Origin of the sequence: Microtetraspora malaysiensis, assembly GCF_050947145.1 — a bacterium.
Taxonomy (GTDB): Bacteria; Actinomycetota; Actinomycetes; order Streptosporangiales; family Streptosporangiaceae; genus Microtetraspora_A; species Microtetraspora_A malaysiensis.
Genome location: NZ_CP191998.1, coordinates 8561033 through 8584593 on the forward strand (window position 1 = coordinate 8561033; position 23561 = coordinate 8584593).

A 23561-nucleotide genomic window follows, 5' to 3' on the forward strand; every position below is an offset into this window, starting at 1 on the left:
GAAATGCCCTCCTGCCTGCGGCAACCGGTCCAGACCAATCGGACAAGAACGGCATACGCCACTAACATCAACTCTTACGACGCCACATTTAAGGGGAACGATGGCTGATCACGTACCGGCAGCGCTGGCGACCGGGGAGCGCGCGCCCGACCGCAACCTCGCCCTGGAGTTGGTCCGCGTCACCGAGGCGGCCGCGATGGCGGCGGCACGGTGGGTGGGCCGCGGCGACAAGAACGGTGCGGACGGAGCCGCCGTCAACGGCATGCGACAGCTGATCAACACGGTGTCCATGAAGGGCGTCGTCGTGATCGGCGAGGGCGAGAAGGACAACGCCCCCATGCTCTACAACGGCGAGGACGTGGGCGACGGCACCGGCCCCGAGTGCGACGTCGCGGTGGACCCGATCGACGGCACCCGCCTGTGCTCCCTCGGCATGAACAACGCGATCTCCGTCATCGCGGTCAGCGAGCGCGGCTCGATGTACGACCCGTCCGCCGTGTTCTACATGGAGAAGCTGGTGACCGGCCGCGACGCGGCGGACGCCGTGGACATCGACGCCCCGGTCGCGGACAACATCCGCGCCGTGGCGCGGGCCAAGGGCGCCAAGCCGTCCGACGTGACGGTCGTGATCCTGGACCGGCCCCGGCACGAGAGCATCGTCAAGGAGATCCGCGAGACCGGCGCGCGGATCAGGTTCATCACGGACGGCGACGTGGCGGGAGCCATCATGGCCGCCCGCGCCGGCACCGGCGTCGACCTGATGCTGGGCATCGGAGGCACGCCCGAGGGCATCGTCGCGGCCTGCGCGCTGAAGTGCATGGGCGGCGTCATCCAGGGCAAGCTCTGGCCGCGCGACGACGAGGAGCGCAGGAAGGCCCTCGACGCCGGTCTCGACCTCGACCAGGTGCTGACCATGGACGACCTGGTCCGCTCCGACGACGTGTTCTTCGCCGCGACCGGCATCACGGACGGCGAACTGATGCCGGGCGTCCGCTACCAGGGCGGGGCCGCCGTGACGAACTCGCTGGTGATGCGGGGCCGTTCCGGCACGATCCGCAAGATCGAGAGCGAGCATCAGCTCTGGAAGCTGAGCGCCTACAGCGCGATCAACTTCGACACCGCCGTCTGACCTGAGACCCGGATTCCCGACAGGATCGGGACCTGTTCCGCCGGGTCAGGACCGGCGGAACAACCCCTTCTTGGGGCGTTTCGGCGACCGGGCGATGACCTTCCCGCCGTAAACGAAGCCCACGAGCTCGATGACGGGCGCGTCCGGCGCGTGGTCGGTCGCGCCCGGCGGCAGCCGTACCTCGTCGTGGAACGTCTTGATCCGGGCGTCCGGCGCGCTGACAACGCGGACCCCCTCCGGGACGACGAGGGTCACGGTCCCGGCCATCACCGCGAGCCGCACGACCACATGGCGGGACTGCAGTAGCGCCTCGCACAGGTCCATCGTGACCCGTCCGCCGAGCGAGGTGACCGGCACTTCCGAGGGCACGACCCAGCGGCCGCCGCGGTTTTCCGTACGGAAGAGGGCGACGACGGGACGGCCGTCCATGAGGAACGGCTGGCGCTCCGGCGGGACGAGGTCCGCCGTGAGCCCGACGAGCTCGCCCAGCGTGCGGGCGGTGTAGGCGCGTTCCACCCGCTCCTCGTGCTCGGTGAGGGTGAGCCGCCCGTCGGTGAGGGCGTCTCGCAGGATGCCGATCACCTGTTCCCTGTCGGCGTCGGACGCCCGCAGCTCGGACGGAGAGGTACCGGCCGGTCCGGTGGCTCCGGACGGGCCGGAGCCCAGGAATGCGGAGATGAAGTTACTCGCGCGGGACTCGAAGCTCACATGTCGAGACTAAGCGCTGCCGCGCCCGAAGGGACCAGGCCGGGCGGGCATCGTTTCCGCGCGTTCCTGTCCGGCACGCCGCCGCCAGGGATTCCTCCGTCCGGGCCGTCCCTTCTACGCACAACCCCGTCTCCTCCCCGGACGCCGCACGCCCGCCGTGCGACGCCCTCTCCCCCCTGTCGAGGCAGGGCGAAGGGCCGTGATGTGCGGGACCGACGGCACTTGTAGCGACCATTGACCGCGTGATCGGCGAGCCATAACCTGAACCCCCCTCACGTTTCCCCCCTCGGAGGCCGCGTTGCCGACGTCCACGCCGCCATCGCCCCCATCGCGCCCCACCGAACGCGACCGCCAGGCGCGGCTGGCCACGTTCGCCATCTTCTTCGTCCAGGGGCTCACGTTCGCGACCCTGCTCACACAGGTCGCCGGGCTTCAGCGCAAGCACGGGCTGAGCGACGGCGAGCTGACGATCCTGCTGCTCATCGTCCCGGTGATCGCGGGCGCGGGCAGCGTGCTGGCCGGCACGCTCACCGCGCGTTTCGGCAGCCGGCGAATCCTGCGCACCTTCCAGCCGCTGACGTGCGCCGCCGTGGTGCTGGCCGGCCTCGCCCCCACGGTCCCCCTCTTCATGGTGACCCTCGCGCTGTTCGGCATCAGCCTCGGCGGCGTGGACGCGGCCATGAACATGCAGGGCGTCGCGGTCGAGCGCCGGTACGGCCGGGCCATACTGACCGGGTTCCACGCGCTGTGGAGCGCGGCCGCCGTCCTCGGCGCGCTGTGGGCGTCGGCCGCCGCCGAGCTGGGCCTGGACCTCTGGGCCACCTTCGCGATCGTCATGGCGCCCGGCGCCGCCGTCGCGGTCGTCGCCGCACGCTGGCTCTGCCGTCCGGAGGAGGAGCGCACGGCCCCCGAGGCCATGCGCGCCGAGACGCGATTCCCCTGGAAGCCGATCATCCCGCTGTGCCTGGCGATGGCCTTCCTCTTCGTGGGCGACGCGTCGATCTCCAACTTCGGCTCGGTCTTCATGGACAAGGTCATGCACGCGTCGGCGTCCGTGGTGCCGCTGGCGCTGGGCGCGTACCAGGCGACGACGTTCCTGGTCAGGGTGGGCGGCGACCTCGCCGTCCGGAGGTACGGCCCGGCGGCGATCGTCCGGATCGGCGGCGCGGTCGCCACCGCCGGCTTCGTCGCGATCGTGGCCGCGCCCACCCAGCCGCTCGCCATCGCGGGCTTCGCCCTCACCGGGATCGGCCTGTCGGTGGTCGCCCCGCAGTCGTTCTCGGCGGCCGGGCGGCTCGACCCGGCCGGATCCGGCGTGGCCATCGCGCGGGTCAACATGTTCAACTATGTCGGCTTCATCGTGGGAGCAGCCCTGGTCGGAGGCATCGCCGAGGCCGCCGACTACCGGGTCGCGTTCGCCGCGCCGCTCGCACTGGCGGCGGTGATCATCCTGTTGGCGCGCGGTTTCCAGCCCCGCACGCCGGCGCCCGCGTCCTCGGCCACGTGACCCGGCGTCCTCGTGGTCGCGCGAGCGGTCAGCGGTTCCAGGACTCGCGGATCCACGCGTGCCGGGGATCGTCCGAGAACGCCATGGACCGCTGCTCGCCCGGCCCGGCGAGGACGTTGAGGTAGTAGAGGTCGTACCCGGGGGACGCCATCGAGGGCCCGTGATACCCGTACGGCACGAGCACGACGTCGCCGGAGCCGACCTCGGCGAGCACGTCGATGGGGTTTCCCGGCGAGCTGTAGACGCGCTGGTAACCGGGCCCGCCCTCGAAGTAGTAGATCTCCTCCAGCACGGCCTCGTGGCCGCCGGGCGTGTCGTGCTTGTGCGGCGGGTACGACGACCAGTTGCCGCCGGGCGTGATCACCTCGACCGCCATCAGCCGGTCGCACTCGAACGCCTCCGGGGCGCAGAAGTTGTTGACCTGCCGGGTGGCCGCTCCCCCGCCCCTCGTCTCGACCGGCACCGCGTCGGCCGGGCCGTACCGGACGGGGAGCCGCCGGGTGGCACGCGCGGCCGGCAGGGCGATCCGACCCTCGCCGACGAGGCGCACCGACGCCTCGATCGGCAGGTACGCGAAGTCGGTGACCCCCTGGAAGACCGAACGCCGCCCGGCGAGCTCCAGCCGGACGCCGTCCGCCACGACCTCGCAGGCCCCGGCGAGAGGAACGACCAGCATCTCCTCGGGGCCGGTCGCGAACTCGACCGGCTCGTCCCCGAGCTCGACGACGCGCAGGCCGGTGTGCACCCAGCCCGCCAGCTCGGGCGTGATCTCCAGACTCCATGGCCCGGAGGGCGCGGAACCCGCGGGAATGTACGTCATCTCGTCTCCTCGTCGAGCGGCCCGCGCGGCACGGGAGATCCGCATCGTGCCGCCCGTCCAACATCCCGGTCGGCGTACGTTCAGGTCAAGGATATGTCCAGACATTCTGACCATCTGTCCGCGCCCTCAGCTCGCGTACGGCGTCGGCGATCCGGTGCTCGGAGAGCCGGGCGAAGCCGATCACCAGGGCGGACGGGAGCGGATCGACGGCGAGGCCGCAGGCGCGGGCCGCCTCCCCCACGCGCCGCGCGTCCCACCCGCCGGGCAGCTCCGCGTACAGGTGCAACCCGGCGGAGATGCCGTGCACCCTCAGCTCGGGCAGGTGCTCCGCCAGGGCCCGGACGAGCGCGTCCCGCCGCCGCCGGTACTCCCTGCGCATCCGCCGCAGGTGCCGGTCGTACCCGCCGGTCCGCATGAACCGGGCCAGCACGTACTGGTCGATCACCGGAGAGCCGAGATCGAGCTCTCCCCGCGCCCGCCGTACGGCGGCGGCGATGGCCGGGGGCGCCACGAGCCAGCCCAGCCGCAGACCCGGGGCCAGAGACTTGCTCACGCTCCCGGCGAGGACGACGCGGTCGGGAGCGAGTCCCTGGAGGCAGCCGATCGGCTCCCGGTCGAACCTGAACTCGGCGTCGTAGTCGTCCTCCAGGATGATCGCGCCGGTGTCGGCGGCCCAGGCGATCAGCTCGGCCCGGCGGCGCGGCGACAGCACGACCCCCGTCGGGTAGTGGTGGGCCGGGGTGAGCAGCACCGCCCGCGCCCCCGTCCCGGCGAGCGCCGCCACGTCGATGCCCTCGGCGTCGACCGGCACCCCGACCAGGCGCGCGCCGGCCCGCCGGAGCAGCGGGAGCTGCCGGGGGCTCGTCGGCTCCTCGACCGCGAGCAGGATCGGACCGCCGCCGCCGGCCTCGGCCACGACGGGCGCGGCCGACCCTCCTGCCTCGCCTTCCGAGGCCAGGCTTCCGGTTTCGCCTCTCGCGACCAGGCTTCCCACTTCGGCTTCCGACTCGGCGAGCGCCCGCACGACCAGGCTCAACCCCTGGGCGACGCCGGTGACGACGACCACCCGCCCGGTGTCCGCGTCCGCCGCGCGCACCCGGCGCAGGTAGCCGGCCAGCTCCTCGCGCAGCTCGGCCACTCCGCCCGGGTCGCCGTAGTCGAGGCAGTCGCCGGGCAGGGTCGCCAGCACGTGGCGCATCGCGGCCAGCCACGCCTGCCTCGGGAAGGCGGTCAGGTCCGGAGTCGTCGGGCGGCGGCCGTCGTGGCTCGCCCCGGGCTCCGCGGCGCCTTCCTCGGGCCGCGACACCGGCCCGGCGGCGACCCGGGTGCCCGCGCCGACCCGCGCCTCCAGGAAGCCCTCCGCGACGAGCTGCTCGTACGCCTCGACGACGACGCCCCGGGACAGCCCGAGGTCCCTGGCGAGATCGCGGCTGGGAGGCAGCCGCGCGCCCCGGTCGAGCCGGCCCGAGCGGATCGACTCCCGGAGCTCCCTGGCGATCTGCCCGGCCAGGCCACCCCGGCTCCGATCGACGACGAGATGAAGATCGGCCAATTGGTCCTCGATTTTTCCATCTGATTGGACTCTCTGAGAGAGCCATTGCCTTCCTAGCATCGCCAATCGTGACGACGGAAACCAGCACCCGCACCGCGCTCGGGCCGGCGGCGACCCGGGCGACGGCCGGAATGTTCCTGGTGGGCACCCTGACCGCGGTGTCCGACCTCATCTCGACCTACCCGGTGTACGGCGGGCAGGCCCTGCGCTACGCCGTCGCCGCGGCCATCCTGCTCGCCGCCGCCCGCGCCCGCGGCCTCTCCCTCCCGCGGCTCACGGCACGGGAGTTCGCGCTGCTCTCGGCGCTCTCCCTGACGGGGCTGGCGCTCTTCAACCTCTGCCTCATCGAGGCGGCGATCGCGGCGGGCCCGACGCTGGCCGGGACCGTCCTCGGCGCGACGCCCGTGACGCTGGCCCTGCTCGGCCCGCTGTTCGCGGGCGGCGCACGATCGGCGCCCTCCCCGCGGATCGTCGCCTCGGCGCTCGTCGTCATGGCGGGGGCCACCCTGGCCACCGGCCTCGGCAGCGGCAACCTGCGCGGCCTGCTCTGGTCGCTGGGCGCGCTCGCCTGCGAGGCGCTGTTCTCCCTGCTCGCCCTCCCGCTGCTGCCGAAGCTGGGCGCCGTCCGGGTCTCGGCCTACTCCGCGGCGCTCGCCGTGCCGTACCTGCTGGTCATCGGGCTCGCGCTGGACGGGACAGCGATGCTGCGGATGCCGACCGCGGCCGAGGCGCTCGGCATCGGCTACCAGGCGGTGATCGTGACCGCCGTGGCGTTCTTCCTCTGGTACAGCGCGCTCCCCCGCCTCGGTCCGGACCGCGCGGGGCTGTTCGCCGGGATGATCCCGATCGGCGCCCTCGTGACCTCGGTGGTGCTCGGTCTCGGTGTGCCCTCGCTCGCGGATGTCGGCGGGGCCGCCGTGGTCGTCGCGGGCATCCTGCTCGGACTCGCTCCGCGTACTGGCGGGCGGCCCCCTCGGCCACGCCCGCGCGCCCGCGGGCATATCCTCCGCTCGGAGGAACCGGCGAGACACCAGAGGATCGAAGACGATGCCCGAGTTCGACTACACCGACCTGCTGCCGCTTGGCACGGACGAGACGGAATACCGTCTGATCACCACGGAGGGGGTACGGATCACCGAGGCGGCCGGCCGCAGGTTCCTTGAGGTCGATCCGGAGGCGCTGCGCCTGCTCACCGAGGCCGCCGTCCACGACATCTCGCACTATCTGCGGTCTTCTCACCTCGCCCAGCTCCGCAAGATCATCGATGACCCCGAGGCCAGCGGCAACGACCGGTTCGTCGCCCTCGACCTGCTGAAGAACGCGAGCATCTCCGCCGGCGGCGTGCTGCCGATGTGCCAGGACACCGGCACCGCGATCGTCATGGGCAAGCGGGGCCGGCACGTCCTCACCGACGGCCGGGACGCCGAGCACATCAGCCGGGGCGTGTACGACGCCTACACCAAGCTGAACCTGCGCTACTCCCAGATGGCGCCGCTGACCATGTGGGAGGAGAAGAACACCGGCGACAACCTCCCCGCCCAGATCGAGCTGTACGCCGAGGACCCCAACGGGCACGCCGACGAGTACAAGCTGCTGTTCATGGCCAAGGGCGGCGGCTCGGCGAACAAGTCGTTCCTCTACCAGGAGACCAAGGCCGTCCTGAACGAGAAGCGGATGCTCCAGTTCCTGGAGGAGAAGATCCGCTCGCTCGGCACCGCCGCCTGCCCGCCGTACCACCTGGCGATCGTGGTGGGCGGCACCAGCGCCGAGTTCGCGCTCAAGACCGCGAAGTACGCCTCGGCCCGCTACCTCGACACCATCCCCACCGAGGGCTCGACCAGCGGGCACGGCTTCCGCGATCTCGAGATGGAGAAGAAGGTCTTCGAACTCACCCAGAAGCTCGGCATCGGCGCCCAGTTTGGCGGCAAGTACTTCTGCCACGACGTGCGCGTGATCCGGCTGCCGCGCCACGGCGCGTCCTGCCCGGTCGCCATCGCGGTGAGCTGCAGCGCCGACCGGCAGGCCCTGGCCAAGATCACCCCGGAGGGCGTCTTCCTGGAGAAGCTGGAGACCGACCCCGCCCGGTTCCTGCCCGACACGACGGACGAGCAGCTCTCGGACGACGTGGTCAGCGTCGACCTCAACCGCCCGATGCCGGAGGTCCTCGCCGAGCTCACGAAGTATCCGGTCAAGACGCGGCTCTCCCTCACCGGACCCCTCGTCGTCGCCCGCGACATCGCCCACGCGAAGATCGCCGAGCGGCTGGACGCGGGCGAGGAGATGCCCGAGTACCTGAAGAACCACGCCGTCTACTACGCCGGCCCGGCCAAGACCCCCGAGGGGTACGCCTCCGGCTCGTTCGGCCCGACGACGGCCGGGCGCATGGACTCGTACGTGGAGCGCTTCCAGGCGGCGGGCGGCTCGTTCGTCATGCTGGCGAAGGGCAACCGCTCCCGCCAGGTCACCGAGGCGTGCCAGCAGTACGGCGGGTTCTACCTGGGCTCCATCGGCGGCCCGGCCGCGCGGCTCGCCCAGGACTGCATCAAGAAGGTCGAGGTCCTGGAGTACCCCGAGCTCGGCATGGAGGCCGTCTGGAAGATCGAGGTCGTCGACTTCCCCGCCTTCATCGTCGTCGACGACAAGGGCAACGACTTCTTCGACCAGCGACAGCAGGACGGCGGCGCCACTTTCGTCGGCGTCCCCACCCGCAACGGCGTCAAGTAACGGCGTCCTCGCCCCGCTGCCGGCGCCGATCACATCGGCGCCGGCAGCGGGCTCGGCCGACGTCCGGACCGCTCGCCCGTCGGCTTGTTTTCGCTGGTGAGAGCACCCACGGGGTCCTCGCCGGCGGGGAAGGTCGGGTGTCCTCCCGCCCGGTGGCCGGAGAGGCCGTTCCGGACGCCGCGTCCTGTCATAATCTCAGTCAGGAGATCTGACAAAAGATCTCAACAATTTCGCGGCATGGTCTCTACTGGTCGCATTACACAAATCGGTAAGCTGCCACCCATGCGTGCGCCGTCCGGATACCAGCTCGCCGCGAGGTATCGGCTTGTCGAGCCGGTCGGGCGCGGGGGCATGGGCACGGTCTGGCGGGCGCGCGACGAGCTGCTCGACCGCGAGGTCGCGGTCAAGGAGGTACGGCTCCCGCTCGTCCTGGACGAAGATCTGCGCGCCGAGCTGTGCGCGCGGACCGAGCGCGAGGGCCGGGCCACCGCGATGGTCGCCCACCCGTCGGTCATCACGGTGTTCGACGTCATCACCGAGGACGACCGCCCCTGGATCGTGATGGAGCTCCTCCGGGCGCAGTCGCTGGAGGAGCTGGTCCGGCGGGTCGGCCCGCTGCCGCCCCAGCGGGTGGCCGAGATCGGGCGGCAGGTGCTCGGCGCGCTCCGCGCCGTCCACGCGAAGGGCATCCTGCATCGCGACGTGAAGCCGAGCAACGTGCTCGTGACCGACGACCGGGCCGTACTCACCGACTTCGGACTGGCCGCGCTCGAAGGCGACGTCTCGATCACGCAGGCGGGCATCGTGCTGGGCTCCGCCGGATACATCGCCCCCGAGCGGGTGCTCGGGGCCAAGGCGAGCCCGGCCGCCGACCTGTGGTCGCTCGGGGCCACGCTGTACACCGCCGTCGAAGGACGCGGCCTGCACGGCCGGCGCACCGCCGCCGCCGCGCTGGCCGCGCTCACCAGCGGCGCACCGATCCCGATGGAGCGGGCCGGCCCCCTCGCCCCGGTCCTGCGCGGCCTGCTGCAGATCAACCCGGACGCGCGGCTCGACGGGGTGCGGGCCGCGGTGGCGCTGGCCCGGATCGCGGCGGGCGGCACCAGCGAGGAGCCGATCACCCACCGGCCGGCGCGGCCCTCACCCGCGGCTCTGCCGCCTGCGGTCCGCCGCCCCACCCACCGGGGACAGCACCGCGCCGAGTCGCGTCCGACGCCGCGCACGCCGCCGCACGCGTTCCAGCGCGAGCCCCGTGAGGACTCGGCCGAGGTGCCCGTACAGCGGCGCCGCCCCGCCGAAGGCGTCCACCGCAAGCCGGCCGAGCGGCCGATGTCGGGAAGCTCGGCGCCGCGCGTGCTGCGGCTGGTGGTCCAGATACTTCTGCCCCGGCGATTCTGGCCGAAGAGTTTTCTCAACTGACCCGAAAGCGCTCCCCGGGGTGGAATAGATATCTTTCATGCCATGGGGAGCAGGCTGCTCAGCGACCGGTACGAACTGATCACAATGCTGGGGCGCGGCACGATGGGCACCGTCTGGCGGGCCTTCGACCGAACGCTCGGGCGCGACGTCGCCGTCAAGGAGATCCGCCAGGATCCGTCCCTCGGCGCCGAACAGCGACGGGAGCTCCGGGAACGCATGATCCGTGAAGGCCGTGCGGCCGCCCGGATCAGCCATCCCTCGGTCGCCACCGTCTACGACGCCATCGAGATCGACGGCAGCCCGTGGATCATCATGGAGCTCGTCGAGGGCAGGTCGCTGGAACAGGTCATCGAGGACGAGGGGCCGCTGCCGCCCCGCCTGGTGGCCGAGGTCGGCTACGAACTGCTCGACGCGCTGCGCGCCGCGCACGCCCAGGGCATCCTGCACCGCGACGTGAAGCCGAGCAACGTGCTGATCACCGACACCGGACGGGTCGTGCTCACCGACTTCGGCATCGCCAAGTCGGAGGGCGACAGCGCGCTGACCAGAACCGGCATGGTGATCGGCTCCCCCGGCTACACATCGCCCGAACGCGCCCGCGGCGACCACGCCGGGCCCGAGTCCGACCTCTGGTCGCTCGGCGCGACCCTGTACTTCGCCGTCGAGGGCCGTGCCGCGTACGAGCGGGCGTCGGTCGCGGAGACGTTGAGCGCGCTGATGACCGAGTCGGCCGACCCGCCGACCCAGGCCGGTCCGCTCCGTCCCGTCCTCGACGGCCTGCTGGAGAAGGACCACACGCTGCGGCTCACGTCCGAGCGGGCGGCGGCGATGCTGCGCACGGTCGCCGACACGCCCATCAACGCGTCGCCTGCCGCCACGCCTCCGGTACGTCGGCTGGAGCGGGAGCGGCCCACGAGGGCCGCCGAATCACCGGCCCCGAGCCCTCGCCCGGAACCACCGGCCCCGGCCCCTCGCCCGGAACCACCGGCCCCGAGCTCTCCCCCTGAGCCGGCCGAGGATGTCGACGCCGACAAGACCATGCTGGTCATCCGGCCGAAGGCCGGGCTCCGGCTTCCCCCGCCGCCCGCCTCGGCCCGCCCGGCCTCCCCTCAGAGCCCGCCGGGCCGGCCCGCGTTCCCCGCCGCGGCGGGGAACGCGCCGGGGAACGCGCCGGGAGGCACCGGAATCCCGGCGCCCGCCCGCCCCCCGGTTCCGGGAAGCCCGGCGGCGAAGGCCGTGGACCGGAGCGGACGCAACGACACGACCGTCGGCGGTCTGCTGCCCGGCCAGGCGCCGCGCGTCCAGGGCCCGACGCCGCCCGGCTCCCCGACGCCGGTTACGCACCTGCCGGGCCCCGTCCCCCCGGGGCGCGGCGGCCTCGGCACCGACCTGTTCGCCATGCACGCCACTCCGGCGCCCAACCGGACCGGGCGGATCCGCGTGCTCCTGCTGATGGGTCTCGCGGTCGTCGCGTTCCTCGTCCTGGTCGTCATCGTGATGACGGCCCTGCGCGGCTGACCAGGGAGCGTCTGAGCTCCACGATGCCCGGTCATCCTGACCATAGGGACCCTTGAAGGAGCAGGTGGCCGTGGACCGCGCGGGCGGCCGGATGCGCCGCGCCCGCGCGGGAGGCCAGGAAGAGGGTGTTGATCGGGGGCAGTTCGGGTTCGAGCAGCGTACGCAGCACCGCTACACCGCCGGCGTACGGCCGGGCGGGGGCAGTGGGGTCGCTCCGGCACGGCTGATCAACAGGGCGCCGGAGCGACCTCGCGGGCGAAGAACGCCGTCAGCTCCTCGCCGCGGCCGAAGAGGGAGGACACCACGCCGCGCGCGTACGCCACCACCTCGGGATCGGTGATGCGCCGCGCGCCCGTGTGCACGCCTCCCGCGTCGTAGAGCACCTCGTACATCCGGTCCGGGCGGAGGATCACCAGTTCGGGGAGCGGTCCGGAATACTCCAGATCGGCCACTTCGGCGGCGGACAGGACCCTGATCCGCTCCCCCGCCGCCACCCGCTCGACGAAGGCGTGCATCTCCCATCGCATGTACGGCGTCAGCGGGCTCTCGGCGATCCGGACCCGCCGGAACTCGGCGTGGCCGCGGTAGTAGCCGACGAGGGCGTCCCGGGTTTCCCGGAGGAGCGCGAGGGAGCGGTTCCAGTCGCCCTCAAGGAACGCGACCCAGCTGGGGAAGTCCTCCTCGTCGAAATGCTGGGCGCGCTCCAGCTTGAGCGCCGGCTCGGTCACCGACGCGTACACCTCGGCGAACTCGGCCTGGTATTCCTCGACGGGGAGCGCCCGCGCCGGCGCGTTCCGCACAGTGTCGACGAAATCCATGTCTCCCTTTCAGATCGGCGGCTCGGTGCCCCAGCCGGCCGTCCGCCCGGCCGCCGCGATCCGTCCCTCGCTTCACGGCGTCGTGTCCGGCCGCGCCGGACGGCCCGTCCCTGGGGCCTCGTCAAGTTTCACGATCAACAAATTCCACAGGCCAGTCAAGGAGGAGTTCGGCCGCCGAGACGGACCTGCCGCCGGGCGGGCGGAACGGCGCCGACGGGCTCTTGATAGGACAGGAACATGAACGACTTCCGGATCGAGCACGACTCCATGGGTGAGGTTCGGGTGCCCGCCTCAGCCAAGTGGGGGGCGCAGACGCAGCGGGCGGTGGAGAACTTCCCCGTCTCCGGCCGGGGCCTGGACCCCGCGCACATCTCGGCGCTCGGGCGCATCAAGGCCGCCTGCGCCACGGTCAACGCCGCGTACGGCGTCCTCGACGAGGACATGGCCCGGGCCGTACGCGAGGCGGCGGAGGAGGTCGCGGCCGGGCGGTGGAACGACCAGTTCCCGGTGGACGTGTTCCAGACCGGCTCCGGCACGTCGTCGAACATGAACACCAATGAGGTGATCGCGACGCTGGCCGCGGAGCGGCTGGGACGGCCGGTCCACCCCAACGACCACGTCAACGCCGCGCAGTCGTCCAACGACGTGTTCCCGTCCTCGATCCACGTCGCCGCCACGCAGGCGGTCACCCACGACCTGACACCCGCGCTGGAACACCTGGCGACCGCGCTGGAGGAGAAGTCGGTCGAGTTCGCCGACGTCGTGAAGTCCGGGCGGACCCACCTGATGGACGCCACGCCGGTCACCCTCGGTCAGGAGTTCCGTGGGTACGCCACGCAGATGGAGCTCGGCATCGAGCGCATCCAGGCGGTGCTCCCCCGGCTCGCCGAGCTGCCGCTGGGCGGCACCGCCGTCGGCACCGGCATCAACACCCCGGACCCCGGCTGGGCCGCGGCCGTGATCGAGGAGCTGGGCCGCGCGACCGGCCTGCCGTTCACCGAGGCCAGGGACCACTTCGAGGCGCAGGGCGCGCGGGACGCGCTGGTCGAGCTCTCGGGCGCGCTCAAGGTCGTCGCCGTCTCCCTCAACAAGATCGCGAACGATCTGCGCTGGATGGGCTCGGGCCCGCGCGCCGGGCTCGGCGAGATCAACCTGCCCGATCTCCAGCCCGGGTCGTCGATCATGCCGGGCAAGGTGAACCCGGTGATCCCGGAGGCGGTCACCATGGTCGCCGCGCAGGTCGTCGGCAACGACGCGACGGTCACGATGGCGGGCGCGTCCGGCTCCTTCGAGCTCAATGTGATGCTCCCGGTGATGGCCCGGAACATCCTGGAGTCGATCCGGCTGCTCGCGAACGTCTCCCGGCTACTGGCCGAGCGGTGCGTACGCGGGATCACCGCCAACGTGGAGCGGCTCAGGGAGTACGCCGAGTCGTCGCCGTCGATCGTCACGCCGCTGAACCGCTACGTGGGCTACGAGGAGGCGGCCAGGATCGCCAAGCAGGCCCTCGCCGAACGCAAGACGATCCGGCAGGTGGTCGTCGAACGCGGTCACGTGGCCGACGGCGCCCTCACCGAGAAGCAGCTCGACGAGGTCCTCGACGTCCTGTCCATGACCCGGCCCGAGCAGCCGGCGGATCGCTCAACCCGCGATCGAGATTAGGGAGCATCCGAAGAATCACCGCGCCCACGGACGCGGACGCCCCCGGACGTGGCCTGCGCTCCGCCGGGGGGCAGGCGGGGGGCAGGCGGGTGGCCGGGCGATCGGGGTCAGCGTCCGACCAGTGGGCCGTACTCGGCCCATACCCGGGCGTCGATCGATCTGTTCCATCTTGGGCCGCGGGTCCGGCCCCTTCGTGAGGATGGGAGCGGCGGCCTGTTCGGCGGCACACCCTGATATGAAGGCAAGCGACAGCACCCACGTGACACGACGCATGGAATCTCCAGGTCAGTCGGACGCGCGCCGTGCGCGACCCGTGCGGCGGAACGGCCGCGACAAGGACGAGGCACACCGACGGCAGGCCGAACCCCGACGCGATTCGATCAGCCGCTCACCGCAGGCGACAGAGATCGCCACCGCCCCGGAGCGGCGGCGATCTCCGGTCGCGGCGCGGATGCACCACGGTTCCCCACAAAGGTGACGCCTGCCGAGCAGCCCAGCGAGCGTGGAGCAGCGCACCTGGCCCCCGGCCGCTGTCGATCTTCTCGACAACGATCAAGATACTACGTTGAACGTAGATAGAGCAACGCCGCGGTGACACCCGGAGCGGTGCGGCCCCGACCGGCACGGGAAGTCGGTCGAGTTTCGCCGACGTGGTCAAGTCCGGGCTCGGGCCCACGCGCCTGGCTCGGCGAGATCAACCTGCCCGACAGAGGGGCGGCCGGGCAATCGGGGTCAGCGTCAGAACAGCGGACCGTACTCCGCCTCCACCCGGGCGTCGATCGAGGCCTCCTTCGGGGCGTAGCGGGTGTAGAACTCCTTGCCGCACTCCAGGTCCTCCAGCGCGGCCTTGATCTCCCGATCCAGGTACGGCCTGGCCTGCGCCGGAGTGAGGTCCCGCGGCGCACCCTTGGACTCCTTGTCGCCCAGCGCGTCAAGCCGGTCCCAGAAGGCGTCAAACCCTCTCTTGGCCATCGCGGTCGGCAGCATGGCCGACGGCACCCGTTGCCCCTTGGCCACGAGGCAGTCGGCGAAGGCCGGAATGAGCGCGACCAGCTCGGAGTCGCCGTTGATCTCGGCCTCCTCCAGGTCGTCCCTGGCCCCTCCTTGGAGCATGAGCCCTTCCAGCCTTGAGTCCGCCTTCTTGTGCAGCACCTCCTTGACGGCCTTCCCGTAGCAGCCGTCCTTCGCCTTGTTGTAGGCATCGAGCTGGGAGGCGTTCAGCTTCTGCGCGATCAGCCGGTTCGGGTCGTCGAGGCCTGAGGCGGTTTCCACGCTCCCGGTCAAGGGATCCTTCGGGTCGACGAACTGGGCGAACACCCCGAAACCGTACTTCTGGCGATAGGTCTTCATCGCCTCGTACGTACTCAGGTCGGGCTCCGGCCGCTTCGGTTCGACGTAGGCGACGTACTTGAAGCCGCGCTGCTTCATGCAGTCGGCCCTGATCTGCTCCATCCTGGGCCGCGGATCCGGCCCCTTCGTGGAAGCCGGAGCGGCGGCCTGTTCGGCGGCACACCCCGATATGAGGGCAAGTGAAAGCAACCACGTGACACGACGCATGAAATCTCCAGATCAGTCGGATGCGCGCCATACGCGACCCGTGCGGTGGAACCGCCGCAAGATACTACGTTGAACGTAGATGGAGCAACGCCGCGGTGACACCCGGCGCGGTGCGACCCTGACCGCCGCGGCGGATACGGCGCCGTCCACCCCCTCAGGCGACGGGCGCGACGAAGCCACATAGAAGAGGGGCCATATATGTCCACGGCCACCATGGGCCGGTCGCCCCGGGATTCCTAGGGTTGATCGGCATGACGAGCCTTGAGGGCCGCACGGCCCTGGTCACGGGTGGGGGCAGTGGCATCGGCAGGGCGTGCGCGCTCCGGCTCGCCGCGGCGGGGGCCCACGTGGTGGTCGCCGACATGAACGCCGAGAGCGCCGCCGAAGTCGCCGCCGAGACGGACGGCACCGCGGTCGCGGTGGACCTCTCCGACCCCGGTTTCCTGGACACCTGGGCGGACGCCTCAACCGGCATCCGGGCGGACATCTCGGCGGACATCGTGGTCAACAACGCGGGCTTCCAGCACGTCGCCCCGATCGAGGAGTTTCCGCCCGAGATCTTCGCCAAGATCCTGAAGGTGATGGTCGAGGCGCCCTTCCTGATCGCCCGCGCCGTCCTGCCCGGCATGTACGAACGCGGCTGGGGGCGGTTCGTCAACATCTCCTCCGTCCACGGCCTGCGCGCCTCGCCGTACAAGTCCGCGTACGTGACGGCCAAGCACGCCCTGGAGGGGTTTTCCAAGGTCATCGCGCTCGAAGGCGCGTCCCACGGCGTCACCTCCAACTGCGTGAATCCCGCGTACGTGCGCACCCCACTGGTGGAGAACCAGATCGCGGCGCAGGCGCGGACGCACGGCATCGGCCCGGACGAGGTGGTCGAGCAGATCATGCTGGCCCCGGCCGCGATCAAGCGACTGGTGGAGCCGGACGAAGTCGCCGAGCTGGTGGCCTATCTTTGCGGTCCACAGGGCTCGTTCATCACGGGAGCCTCGGTCCCGCTCGACGGAGGATGGAGCGCGCACTAATTGAACCCCTATCTCGAACTCCTCGCGCGGGAGGCCTCGGCCGTGGAGTTCGAGGGGCCGGTGCTCCAGGCCCGCGCGGCCGGCCTCGACACCGCCGAGCTCGAAGAGGACAAGTTCGCGGCCCTGAAGGTGCGGGCCATGCTGCGCAGGCGGGCCAGGCGGGAGGCGGAGCTGTCGGCCCTCTTCGACACCGCCGGTGACCTGGCCGGGCTGACCGACCTCGACGCCGTGCTGGCGGCGATCGTGCAGCGGGCCAGGCGGCTGCTGTCCACCGACATCGCGTACATGACGCTCCACGACCCGGAGCGCGGCGACACCTACATGCGGGTCACCGACGGCTCGATCTCGGCGCGCTTCCGGCGGCTGCGGCTCGCCATGGGCGCGGGCCTCGGCGGGCTGGTCGCCGAGTCGGGCACGCCGTACAACACGGCGGACTACTTCGCGGACGAGCGGCTGCGACACACGAACACCATCGACGAGGCGGTGCACGAGGAGGGCCTGGTGGCCATCCTCGGCGTGCCGCTGCGGCTCGGCACCCAGGTCATCGGGGTGCTGTTCGCCGCCAACCGCAGCGCGCGCCCCTTCGTGCAGGAGGAGGTGGCGCTGCTCTGCTCGCTGGCCGCGCACGCGGCCGTCGCGATCGACACCGCGCGACTGCTCCAGGAGACCCGGTCCGCGCTCGCCGAGCTGAGCGAGGCCAACAGCCTGATCAGCGCGCACAGTGAGGCCATCGAGCGCGCCGCCGACGCGCACGACCGGATGACCGGGCTGGTGCTGCGCGGCGGCGGGGTCGAGGACGTCGCCGCCGTGGTCACCGAGGTGCTCGGCGGCACCGTCACGGTCCTCGACGACGAGGGCCGCCCGCTGGTCGGCGAGGCCGCCGACCTCGACAGCGGCGTGTTCGACGCCGCCCGCTCCTCGCGCGCGCTCGGCCGTACGGTGAAACGCGGCGGCGCGTACGTCGCATCGGTGGACGTGGGGGCGGCGCCGGTGTGCACGCTGGTGCTGCGGACCGAGCAGCCGGTGGCCGCGGCCGACCAGCGCATCCTGGAGCGTGGCGCGATCGTCACCGCGCTGCTGCTGCTCTTCCGGCGGAGCGTGGCCGAGGCCGAGGGGCGGGTGCGCGGCGAGCTGCTCGACGACCTGATCTCCCGGCCCGACCTCACCGGGCTCGGCGAACGGGCACGCCGGCTGGGCGTGGACCTCGACCTGCCGCACGTGCTCGTCGTCGCCCGCCACGAGGGGCAGCGGGAACGCGCCGCCTTCTGGGCGTCGTCGCACGCGACGCTCGCCCACGGCCTGGCGGCGGCGCGCGGCGACGAGGTCGTGCTGCTGGTGCCGGGAGACGCGCCGGGCGCCGTCGCGCGCCGCGTCGCCCGTGAGCTCAGTTCGTCGCTCGGCCGGCCCGCCACCGCCGGAGCCGCCCGCGCCGCCGCCTCCGGATCCGCCGCCGAGAAGGACCCCGAGACCGTCGCCTCGGGGGTGCCCGACGCGTACCGGGAGGCGCAGCGCTGCGCCGACGCGCTGATCGCGCTCGGGCGGGACGGCGACGGCGCGAGCGCGGACGAGCTCGGCTTCGTCGGCCTGTTGATGGGCGAGGGGCGGGACGTCCCGGGCTTCCTCGGCTCCGCACTCGGCCCGGTCCTGGACTACGACGGGCGGCGCGGCACGGCGCTGATCAGGACGCTGACCGCGTACTTCGGCGCGGGCGGCTCCCTGTCCCGTACGGCCGACGCGCTGCACATCCACGTGAACACGGTCACCCAGCGGCTCGACCGGGTGGCCCAGCTCCTCGGGGCCGACTGGCAGGAGCCGGAGCGCGCCCTGGAGATCCAGCTCGCCCTGCGGCTGCACCGCCTGCGGAGCCACATAACCGACGCCTGAGGTATGTGCGAGTCGGCCATAGGAGTGATATTCGTCACAACATATGTTGGCCGGACCCCCCGACCTTGAGGAGCTCCCCGTGGCCAACGAAACACGGACCCCGATCACCAAGGTGGTCGGCGCCAGCCTGATCGGCACCACGATCGAGTGGTACGACTTCTTCCTCTACGGCTCGGCCGCCGCGCTCGTGTTCAACAAGCTCTTCTTCCCGGCCGAGGACGCACTGACCGGCACGCTGCTCGCGTTCCTCACGTACGCCGTCGGCTTCGTCGCCCGGCCGCTCGGCGGCCTGGTCTTCGGCCATTACGGCGACCGGCTGGGCCGCAAGCAGCTGCTCGTGGTCAGCCTCCTGCTGATGGGCGGCGCGACCGTCCTGATCGGCTGCCTGCCGACGTACGCCACGCTCGGCGCCGCGGCGCCACTGCTGCTCACCGCGCTGCGGCTGGTCCAGGGCTTCGCCCTCGGCGGCGAGTGGGGCGGCGCGGTCCTGCTGGTCTCCGAGCACGGCGACCCCGCGCGGCGCGGCCTGTGGGCCTCCTGGCCGCAGGCGGGCGCGCCGGGCGGGAACCTGCTGGCGACCGCGGTGCTCGCGCTGCTCGCGGCGGTCCAGTCCGACGAGACGTTCCTCGCCTGGGGCTGGCGGATCCCGTTCCTGCTCTCCGGCCTGCTCGTGCTGGTCGGACTGTGGATCCGGCTCACCGTCACCGAGTCGCCCGTGTTCAAGGAGGCGCTGGCCAACCAGCCTCCCTCGCAGAAGGCCCCGATCCGCGAGGTGCTGCGCCATCACCGTCGCGACGTCCTGGTGGCGATCGGCGCGCGGCTCGCCGAGAACGTCTCGTACTACGTGATCACCGCGTTCATCCTCGTGTACGCCACCACCGCCGCGGACATGCCCAAGCAGACCGCGCTCAACGCGGTGCTGATCGGCTCCGCGATCCACTTCGTCACCATCCCGATGTGGGGCGCGCTCTCCGACCGGCTGGGCCGCCGCCCCGTGTACCTGATCGGCGCGGTGGGCGTCGGCCTCTGGGCGTTCGCGTTCTTCCCGCTGATCGACAGCGGCTCCTTCGCCCTGACGACGATCGCGGTCACCGTCGGCCTGCTCTTCCACGGAGCGATGTACGGCCCGCAGGCCGCGTTCTTCTCCGAGCTGTTCGCCACGAGGATGCGCTACTCCGGAGTGTCCGTGGGCTACCAGCTCGCCTCCATCGTGGCCGGCGCCCTCGCGCCGATCATCGCGGTCGCGCTGCTCCAGAAGTACGACTCCGGTCTGCCGATCGCCCTCTACGTCGCCGGCTCGGCGGTGCTCACGGTGATCGCGGTCGTCGTCGCCAAGGAGACCCGCGATCGCGACCTGACCGCCATCGAGCCGACCTCCGGCCCCCGCGGCGCGTCCCTGGCCGACGCCGGTCAGGAGTCCTGAGGGACGCGACGATCCGACACCCCGACCCCCAACCACCTGGAGCCGCACCATGATCTCCGCCGAGCGGATCAGCACCCCGCGTACGACACTCAACGTCCTCTCCGTCCCGGGAACGACCGGCGAGCCCGTGCTCTTCATCCACGGGAACGTCTCGTCGAGCACCTTCTGGCGTCCCACCATGGCGGCGCTCGCCGAATCGCCGGACGCCGGCGGCCTGCGCCCGCTCGCGGTCGACCTGCGCGGGTTCGGCGACTCCGACCCGGCGCCGGTGGACGCCACGCGGGGGCCGCGGGACTACTCCGACGACGTCCTGGCGCTCCTCGACGTGATCGGCCCCGCCCATCTGATCGGCTGGAGCATGGGCGGCGGCGTCGTCCTCCAGGCGCTCCGTGACCGGCCCGAGGCGGTCAGGAGCGCCACTCTCGTCAACCCGGTCTCGCCGTACGGGTTCGGCGGGACGACCGGTCCGGACGGCGTCCTCACCCACCCGGACGGCGCCGGCTCAGGCGGCGGCACGGCGAGCCCGGACTTCGTGGCGGCGCTCCGGGCCGGGGACCGGTCGGCGGACTCGCCGCTGTCGCCGCGCTCCGTGCTTCGCACCGCGTACGTGGTGCCCGGCGCCGATCTGGGCGAGGACGAGGACGCCTACGTCGAGTCGATGCTGTCCACCCGGCTGGGCGAGGACCACTACCCGGGCGACAGCGTCGCCGCGACCGCCTGGCCGGGCGTCGCGCCGGGCAAGCGGGGCGTGCTCAACACGATGGCGCCGACGTACTTCCGGATCGACGACCTGCACACGATCGACCCCAAGCCGCCCATCCTGTGGATCAGGGGCGCCGAGGACGTCATCGTCTCCGACACGTCCCTGTTCGACCTGGCCCACCTGGGGGCGATCGGCGCGGTGCCCGACTGGGACGGCACGCCCGCCCAGCCGATGGTCACCCAGACGCGCGCCGTGCTCGACCGCTATGGGAACTACCGCGAGGTCGCGATCCCCGGCTCCGGCCACAGCCCGCACGTCGAGAAGCCGGCCGAGTTCCGCGCGGCCCTGGTCGCCCACCTGTGCGAGGCGTAGCCGCGCTCAACTGGCGGCGTGGCCCGGGATCCGCGCGGCGATCCGGCGCAGCAGCGACGGCGTCGGCCGGGCGTCGGCCGGCCGCACCCGGACGTGCCCCCGCAGCCCGACCTCCAGGGTGAAGCGGAGATCGACGTCCTTGCCCTCCATCCGCAGCCCCGGCCGCCACGCGCCGGGGCCGAGGCAGCCCTCGCCGCCCAGCCGGCGTACGGGCACCTTGGCGACGAGCTGGCCGGGCAGCCGGCCGGGGACGCCGGGCTCGACCAGCGCGGGGACGGTCATATCCCTGCCCCGGCCGCCGAGCTGGCGCAGCACCAGCTCGACCGCGGGCCCGCCGCTCGGCGGCACGTACGGCACCGGCACGACGACGTAGACGTCGTCGTCGCTGTGGGTCACCGACGCCCGGGGCGACACCAGCGCGATGGACTCGGAGAACGACCTCGGCTCTACGCAGACGCTGAGGTCGCCCCGCCCGGACCAGCACGGCACGACCAGTCGCCGGGGATAGTCGGCGAGGATGCCCGCGCAGTTCATCGGCGCCTCGGCCCGCGCCACCCGGGTGCGGGCCGGGTGGACGCCGCGCATCCGCACGTGCACCTCCCACAGGCCGGGACGCAGCGGCCGTCCGAGCGCGGCGGAGCCGATGTCGAGCCGGGCCTGGCCCGCCGCCCAGACCCGGACGCCGTCACCGTCGCGGGCGTGCTGGACCGTGCTCGTCACCGGGAGGAAGTAGGTGACGCCGGACTCCGTGTCCCGGACGTAGACCTCCATGCGCGCCCGGCGGGCCGCCTCGGTCACGTCGGCCATCTCGGGGGACAGCAGGCCCTTGAGCGGGATGGACGGCCGCCAGTAGAGGCGGCCGTTCTCGGCGTGGAACCGCAGCGGCGCGCCGCCCGCGTCGACGATCTCGACGGCCAGGTCCATGGTGAACACGCTCTGGTCCCAGCGCACCTCCTGCAGCTCGGCGCTCAGCCGGGTCCCGCGCGAGGCGGCGACGAGCCGGGCCAGCTCCTCCTGCCGCCCGGCGCGCAGCAGCGCGGCCCGCGCCCGCAGGTGGACCGGCAGGTACACGTCGAGCCGGTCGGGCAGGCGCTCGGCGGCGAGTTCTCGCAGCCGGGTGAACAGGACGGTCCGGCGGTGCTCGCCCATCGCCTCGAACCGCGCGCCGCCGAGGCGGCGAAGACCGAGCACGCGGAACCAGTGCGCCTGCATCCGGTCGCGCCGCTGCCCCGGCGGCGTGTACGCCTCGACGATGTCGAGGATGGTCCGCAGCCCGGCGACCAGCGCGGCCGGATCCTCCCGCGGGTCCTCGCGCCGGGCGGCGACGCGGCAGCAGATCTGCCCGGCGTGGATGGAGATGGCCGTGGCGGCGAGATACGCGTGGGCGACGAACGCCTCCTCGGCCAGCGGGCGGTCCGGGAACCCGATCTGGTTCCCGGCGAGGAAGCCCATGCGGAACAGCTTGTGCGCCGTCGGCAGCGCCAGCAGGCGGTCCCGGATGATGTCGGCGCGCTCCCGGCTGCCGGTGAACGCCGAGAGCGGCGTCCCCTCGCCCACGAGCCTGCCGACGAGCACATCCGCCCCGGCGCGTACGGCCATGCCGTACATGTTCTGCAGGGCGCTGTGCTCCAGCCGGTCGTGCTGGTTCATGAAGTAGACGTAGTCGCCCTGTACGAGGGACAGGGCGGCGTTGCGGCCCCGAGCGGACCCGCCGCTGTGGTCCAGGTGCAGCACGCGTACGTTCTTGCGCGTCGCCGCGAGTGCGTCGAGCCGCTCGCGGGTGCCGTCGGTGGACCCGTCGTCCGCGAAGATCACTTCGTACCGGTCCGCGGGCAGCGACTGCTCCAGGACGGAGCGCACGCATGCGTCGAAGGCGTCGCTCGCCGGTGCGGCGTCGCACGTGGAGACCACAACACTGACCTTCACACCCATGAGGCCAAGGGTGCCCGGCCGGTACCACGGGTCTCTGCCGACTTGCCGAAAGGTCGACCAAACCTGACCAGGACTAGGGCGCGTCGAAGGGATCTTTGCCCAGGCCGGGGCCGGTGGACGGGTGGGGCCGCGCGCCGGTCAGTACCAGCCGACGGACTGGGAGTGGCCCCACGCGCCGCAGGGCGTCTTGTAGCGGCCGGCGATGTAGCCGAGACCCCACTTGATCTGCGTGGCGGCGTTGCTCTGCCAGTCGGCGCCGGCGCTGGCCATCTTGCTGCCCGGCAGCGACTGCGGGATGCCGTAGGCGCCGCTGTAGCGGTTCATGGCCCGCTCGTTCCAGTGGCTCTCCCTGTCCCAGAGGCGTTCCAGGCAGCCCCACTCGGCGTCGCCCCAGCCGCGCGCGGCGGCCATCTGCCGGCCGAGGGCCTTGTTGCTGCCGGGGTCGGGGGTGGAGCCGGGCGGGAAGTCGGCCGGGTTGAACCCGCCGCCGCCCGGTGCCTTCTTCGCGATCTTCACGGGGTCCAGGTCGGGCTTCTGGCCGTCGCGGGCTTCCTTCAGCTTGTCGCCCTTGAGCTTCTGCGCGGCCTGCGCCTTCATCGCGTCGATCTCGGGATTGGCGTAGGCGGGGTCGCCGGCGAGGATGTCGGGAAGGGCGAGCGGATTGGACGGCGTGTTGGCGTTCTCGATGGCCGTGCGCACGACGTAGGTGGTGCCCGCGCCGACCAGAACCAGGGACACGACGAGGATGACCACGCGTTTAGGAGTCAGCAGGCCTGTGCCCGACCGACGCTGGGAACGGGAGCGCGAC

19 protein-coding genes are annotated in these 23561 nt (G+C 72.2%); 11 read left to right on the forward strand and 8 right to left on the reverse strand.

Annotated features, from left to right (window positions below; genetic code table 11):
• The first annotated feature begins 100 nt into the window (after positions 1 to 100).
• A complete protein-coding gene (gene glpX, locus ACQP1V_RS39945; RefSeq protein WP_067135469.1) occupies positions 101 to 1129 on the forward strand; it encodes a class II fructose-bisphosphatase in 1029 nt (342 codons plus the stop codon).
• A 45-nt stretch (positions 1130 to 1174) separates the two neighbouring features.
• Here glpX and ACQP1V_RS39950 read toward each other — a convergent pair whose 3' ends face one another.
• Positions 1175 to 1837 (reverse strand): DUF1707 SHOCT-like domain-containing protein, encoded by a 663-nt coding sequence (locus ACQP1V_RS39950; protein ID WP_433416338.1) that lies wholly within the window; start codon positions 1835 to 1837, stop codon positions 1175 to 1177.
• A gap of 298 nt (positions 1838 to 2135) precedes the next feature.
• On the opposite strand from ACQP1V_RS39950, the gene ACQP1V_RS39955 reads away from it, so the two are divergent.
• Positions 2136 to 3344: an MFS transporter gene (locus ACQP1V_RS39955; protein WP_433416341.1), complete on the forward strand. Its 1209-nt coding sequence runs from the start codon at positions 2136 to 2138 to the stop codon at positions 3342 to 3344.
• Between the two features lie 28 nt (positions 3345 to 3372).
• Here the strand turns inward: ACQP1V_RS39955 and iolB are convergent, their stop codons facing one another.
• Together iolB and ACQP1V_RS39965 are read right to left on the reverse strand one after the other, a co-directional pair.
• Positions 3373 to 4164: a 5-deoxy-glucuronate isomerase gene (gene iolB, locus ACQP1V_RS39960; protein ID WP_433416344.1), complete on the reverse strand. Its 792-nt coding sequence runs from the start codon at positions 4162 to 4164 to the stop codon at positions 3373 to 3375.
• Positions 4165 to 4249: 85 nt separating this feature from the next.
• A complete protein-coding gene (locus ACQP1V_RS39965) occupies positions 4250 to 5716 on the reverse strand; it encodes a PLP-dependent aminotransferase family protein (protein WP_433416347.1) in 1467 nt (488 codons plus the stop codon).
• Positions 5717 to 5784: 68 nt separating this feature from the next.
• Here ACQP1V_RS39965 and ACQP1V_RS39970 point away from each other — a divergent pair, with 68 nt between their 5' ends.
• From ACQP1V_RS39970 to ACQP1V_RS39985, 4 genes are all read left to right on the forward strand, one after another.
• Positions 5785 to 6879, forward strand: a complete 1095-nt coding sequence (locus ACQP1V_RS39970; protein ID WP_387409189.1) for a DMT family transporter — start codon at positions 5785 to 5787, stop codon at positions 6877 to 6879.
• A complete protein-coding gene (locus tag ACQP1V_RS39975) occupies positions 6764 to 8440 on the forward strand; it encodes a fumarate hydratase (protein ID WP_387409188.1) in 1677 nt (558 codons plus the stop codon). The genes ACQP1V_RS39970 and ACQP1V_RS39975 overlap by 116 nt, the downstream gene beginning before the upstream one ends.
• Before the next feature lie 282 nt (positions 8441 to 8722).
• A complete protein-coding gene (locus ACQP1V_RS39980; protein WP_433416352.1) occupies positions 8723 to 9859 on the forward strand; it encodes a serine/threonine-protein kinase in 1137 nt (378 codons plus the stop codon).
• Positions 9860 to 9901: 42 nt separating this feature from the next.
• Positions 9902 to 11377, forward strand: coding sequence for a serine/threonine-protein kinase (locus tag ACQP1V_RS39985; RefSeq protein WP_433416355.1), 1476 nt, complete (start codon positions 9902 to 9904; stop codon positions 11375 to 11377).
• Positions 11378 to 11408: 31 nt separating this feature from the next.
• Here ACQP1V_RS39985 and ACQP1V_RS39990 read toward each other — a convergent pair whose 3' ends face one another.
• Positions 11409 to 11546, reverse strand: coding sequence for a hypothetical protein (locus ACQP1V_RS39990; RefSeq protein ID WP_433416358.1), 138 nt, complete (start codon positions 11544 to 11546; stop codon positions 11409 to 11411).
• A gap of 58 nt (positions 11547 to 11604) precedes the next feature.
• Positions 11605 to 12195 carry a DUF6879 family protein gene (locus ACQP1V_RS39995; RefSeq protein WP_387409184.1) on the reverse strand — a complete coding sequence of 197 codons (591 nt, stop codon included), beginning with the start codon at positions 12193 to 12195 and terminating at the stop codon, positions 11605 to 11607.
• Between the two features lie 237 nt (positions 12196 to 12432).
• Here ACQP1V_RS39995 and ACQP1V_RS40000 point away from each other — a divergent pair, with 237 nt between their 5' ends.
• Positions 12433 to 13857 (forward strand): class II fumarate hydratase, encoded by a 1425-nt coding sequence (locus tag ACQP1V_RS40000; protein WP_433416360.1) that lies wholly within the window; start codon positions 12433 to 12435, stop codon positions 13855 to 13857.
• Between the two features lie 738 nt (positions 13858 to 14595).
• Here the strand turns inward: ACQP1V_RS40000 and ACQP1V_RS40005 are convergent.
• Positions 14596 to 15309 carry a hypothetical protein gene (locus ACQP1V_RS40005; protein WP_433416363.1) on the reverse strand — a complete coding sequence of 238 codons (714 nt, stop codon included), beginning with the start codon at positions 15307 to 15309 and terminating at the stop codon, positions 14596 to 14598.
• A gap of 356 nt (positions 15310 to 15665) precedes the next feature.
• Between ACQP1V_RS40005 and ACQP1V_RS40010 the strand changes: the two genes are divergently transcribed.
• Genes ACQP1V_RS40010 through ACQP1V_RS40025 form a run of 4 tightly spaced genes read left to right on the forward strand, consistent with a single transcriptional unit; the run spans position 15666 to position 20821 of the window.
• The gene (locus ACQP1V_RS40010) at positions 15666 to 16439 is read left to right on the forward strand and encodes a 3-hydroxybutyrate dehydrogenase (RefSeq protein WP_433416366.1); all 774 of its coding nucleotides are present in this window, start codon (positions 15666 to 15668) and stop codon (positions 16437 to 16439) included.
• A complete protein-coding gene (locus ACQP1V_RS40015) occupies positions 16440 to 18323 on the forward strand; it encodes a helix-turn-helix domain-containing protein (protein ID WP_433416369.1) in 1884 nt (627 codons plus the stop codon). It begins immediately after the preceding gene.
• A gap of 43 nt (positions 18324 to 18366) precedes the next feature.
• On the forward strand, positions 18367 to 19746 hold the full coding sequence (locus ACQP1V_RS40020) for an MFS transporter (protein WP_433416372.1): 1380 nt from the start codon (positions 18367 to 18369) through the stop codon (positions 19744 to 19746).
• Positions 19747 to 19795: 49 nt separating this feature from the next.
• Positions 19796 to 20821 carry an alpha/beta fold hydrolase gene (locus ACQP1V_RS40025; protein WP_433416375.1) on the forward strand — a complete coding sequence of 342 codons (1026 nt, stop codon included), beginning with the start codon at positions 19796 to 19798 and terminating at the stop codon, positions 20819 to 20821.
• A gap of 6 nt (positions 20822 to 20827) precedes the next feature.
• On the opposite strand, the gene ACQP1V_RS40030 is transcribed toward ACQP1V_RS40025, so the two are convergent.
• The gene (locus ACQP1V_RS40030; protein WP_433416378.1) at positions 20828 to 22753 is read right to left on the reverse strand and encodes a glycosyltransferase; all 1926 of its coding nucleotides are present in this window, start codon (positions 22751 to 22753) and stop codon (positions 20828 to 20830) included.
• A 138-nt stretch (positions 22754 to 22891) separates the two neighbouring features.
• Positions 22892 to 23506: a lytic transglycosylase domain-containing protein gene (locus ACQP1V_RS40035; RefSeq protein WP_387409176.1), complete on the reverse strand. Its 615-nt coding sequence runs from the start codon at positions 23504 to 23506 to the stop codon at positions 22892 to 22894.
• Positions 23507 to 23561: the final 55 nt, after the last annotated feature.

What these genes read in the sequence shown, in the direction of transcription:
- ACQP1V_RS40000 (WP_433416360.1), top strand. Translation starts at nt 12,433, where the DNA reads ATGAACGACTTCCGGATCGAGCACGACTCCATGGGTGAGGTTCGGGTG.
- ACQP1V_RS40030 (WP_433416378.1), bottom strand. Translation starts at nt 22,753, where the DNA reads ATGGGTGTGAAGGTCAGTGTTGTGGTCTCCACGTGCGACGCCGCACCG.
- ACQP1V_RS39995 (WP_387409184.1), bottom strand. Translation starts at nt 12,195, where the DNA reads ATGGATTTCGTCGACACTGTGCGGAACGCGCCGGCGCGGGCGCTCCCC.
- ACQP1V_RS40020 (WP_433416372.1), top strand. Translation starts at nt 18,367, where the DNA reads ATGTTGGCCGGACCCCCCGACCTTGAGGAGCTCCCCGTGGCCAACGAA.
- ACQP1V_RS40025 (WP_433416375.1), top strand. Translation starts at nt 19,796, where the DNA reads ATGATCTCCGCCGAGCGGATCAGCACCCCGCGTACGACACTCAACGTC.
- iolB (WP_433416344.1), bottom strand. Translation starts at nt 4,164, where the DNA reads ATGACGTACATTCCCGCGGGTTCCGCGCCCTCCGGGCCATGGAGTCTG.
- ACQP1V_RS40010 (WP_433416366.1), top strand. Translation starts at nt 15,666, where the DNA reads ATGACGAGCCTTGAGGGCCGCACGGCCCTGGTCACGGGTGGGGGCAGT.
- ACQP1V_RS40005 (WP_433416363.1), bottom strand. Translation starts at nt 15,309, where the DNA reads ATGGAGCAGATCAGGGCCGACTGCATGAAGCAGCGCGGCTTCAAGTAC.
- glpX (WP_067135469.1), top strand. Translation starts at nt 101, where the DNA reads ATGGCTGATCACGTACCGGCAGCGCTGGCGACCGGGGAGCGCGCGCCC.
- ACQP1V_RS39985 (WP_433416355.1), top strand. Translation starts at nt 9,902, where the DNA reads ATGGGGAGCAGGCTGCTCAGCGACCGGTACGAACTGATCACAATGCTG.
- ACQP1V_RS39980 (WP_433416352.1), top strand. Translation starts at nt 8,723, where the DNA reads ATGCGTGCGCCGTCCGGATACCAGCTCGCCGCGAGGTATCGGCTTGTC.
- ACQP1V_RS39975 (WP_387409188.1), top strand. Translation starts at nt 6,764, where the DNA reads ATGCCCGAGTTCGACTACACCGACCTGCTGCCGCTTGGCACGGACGAG.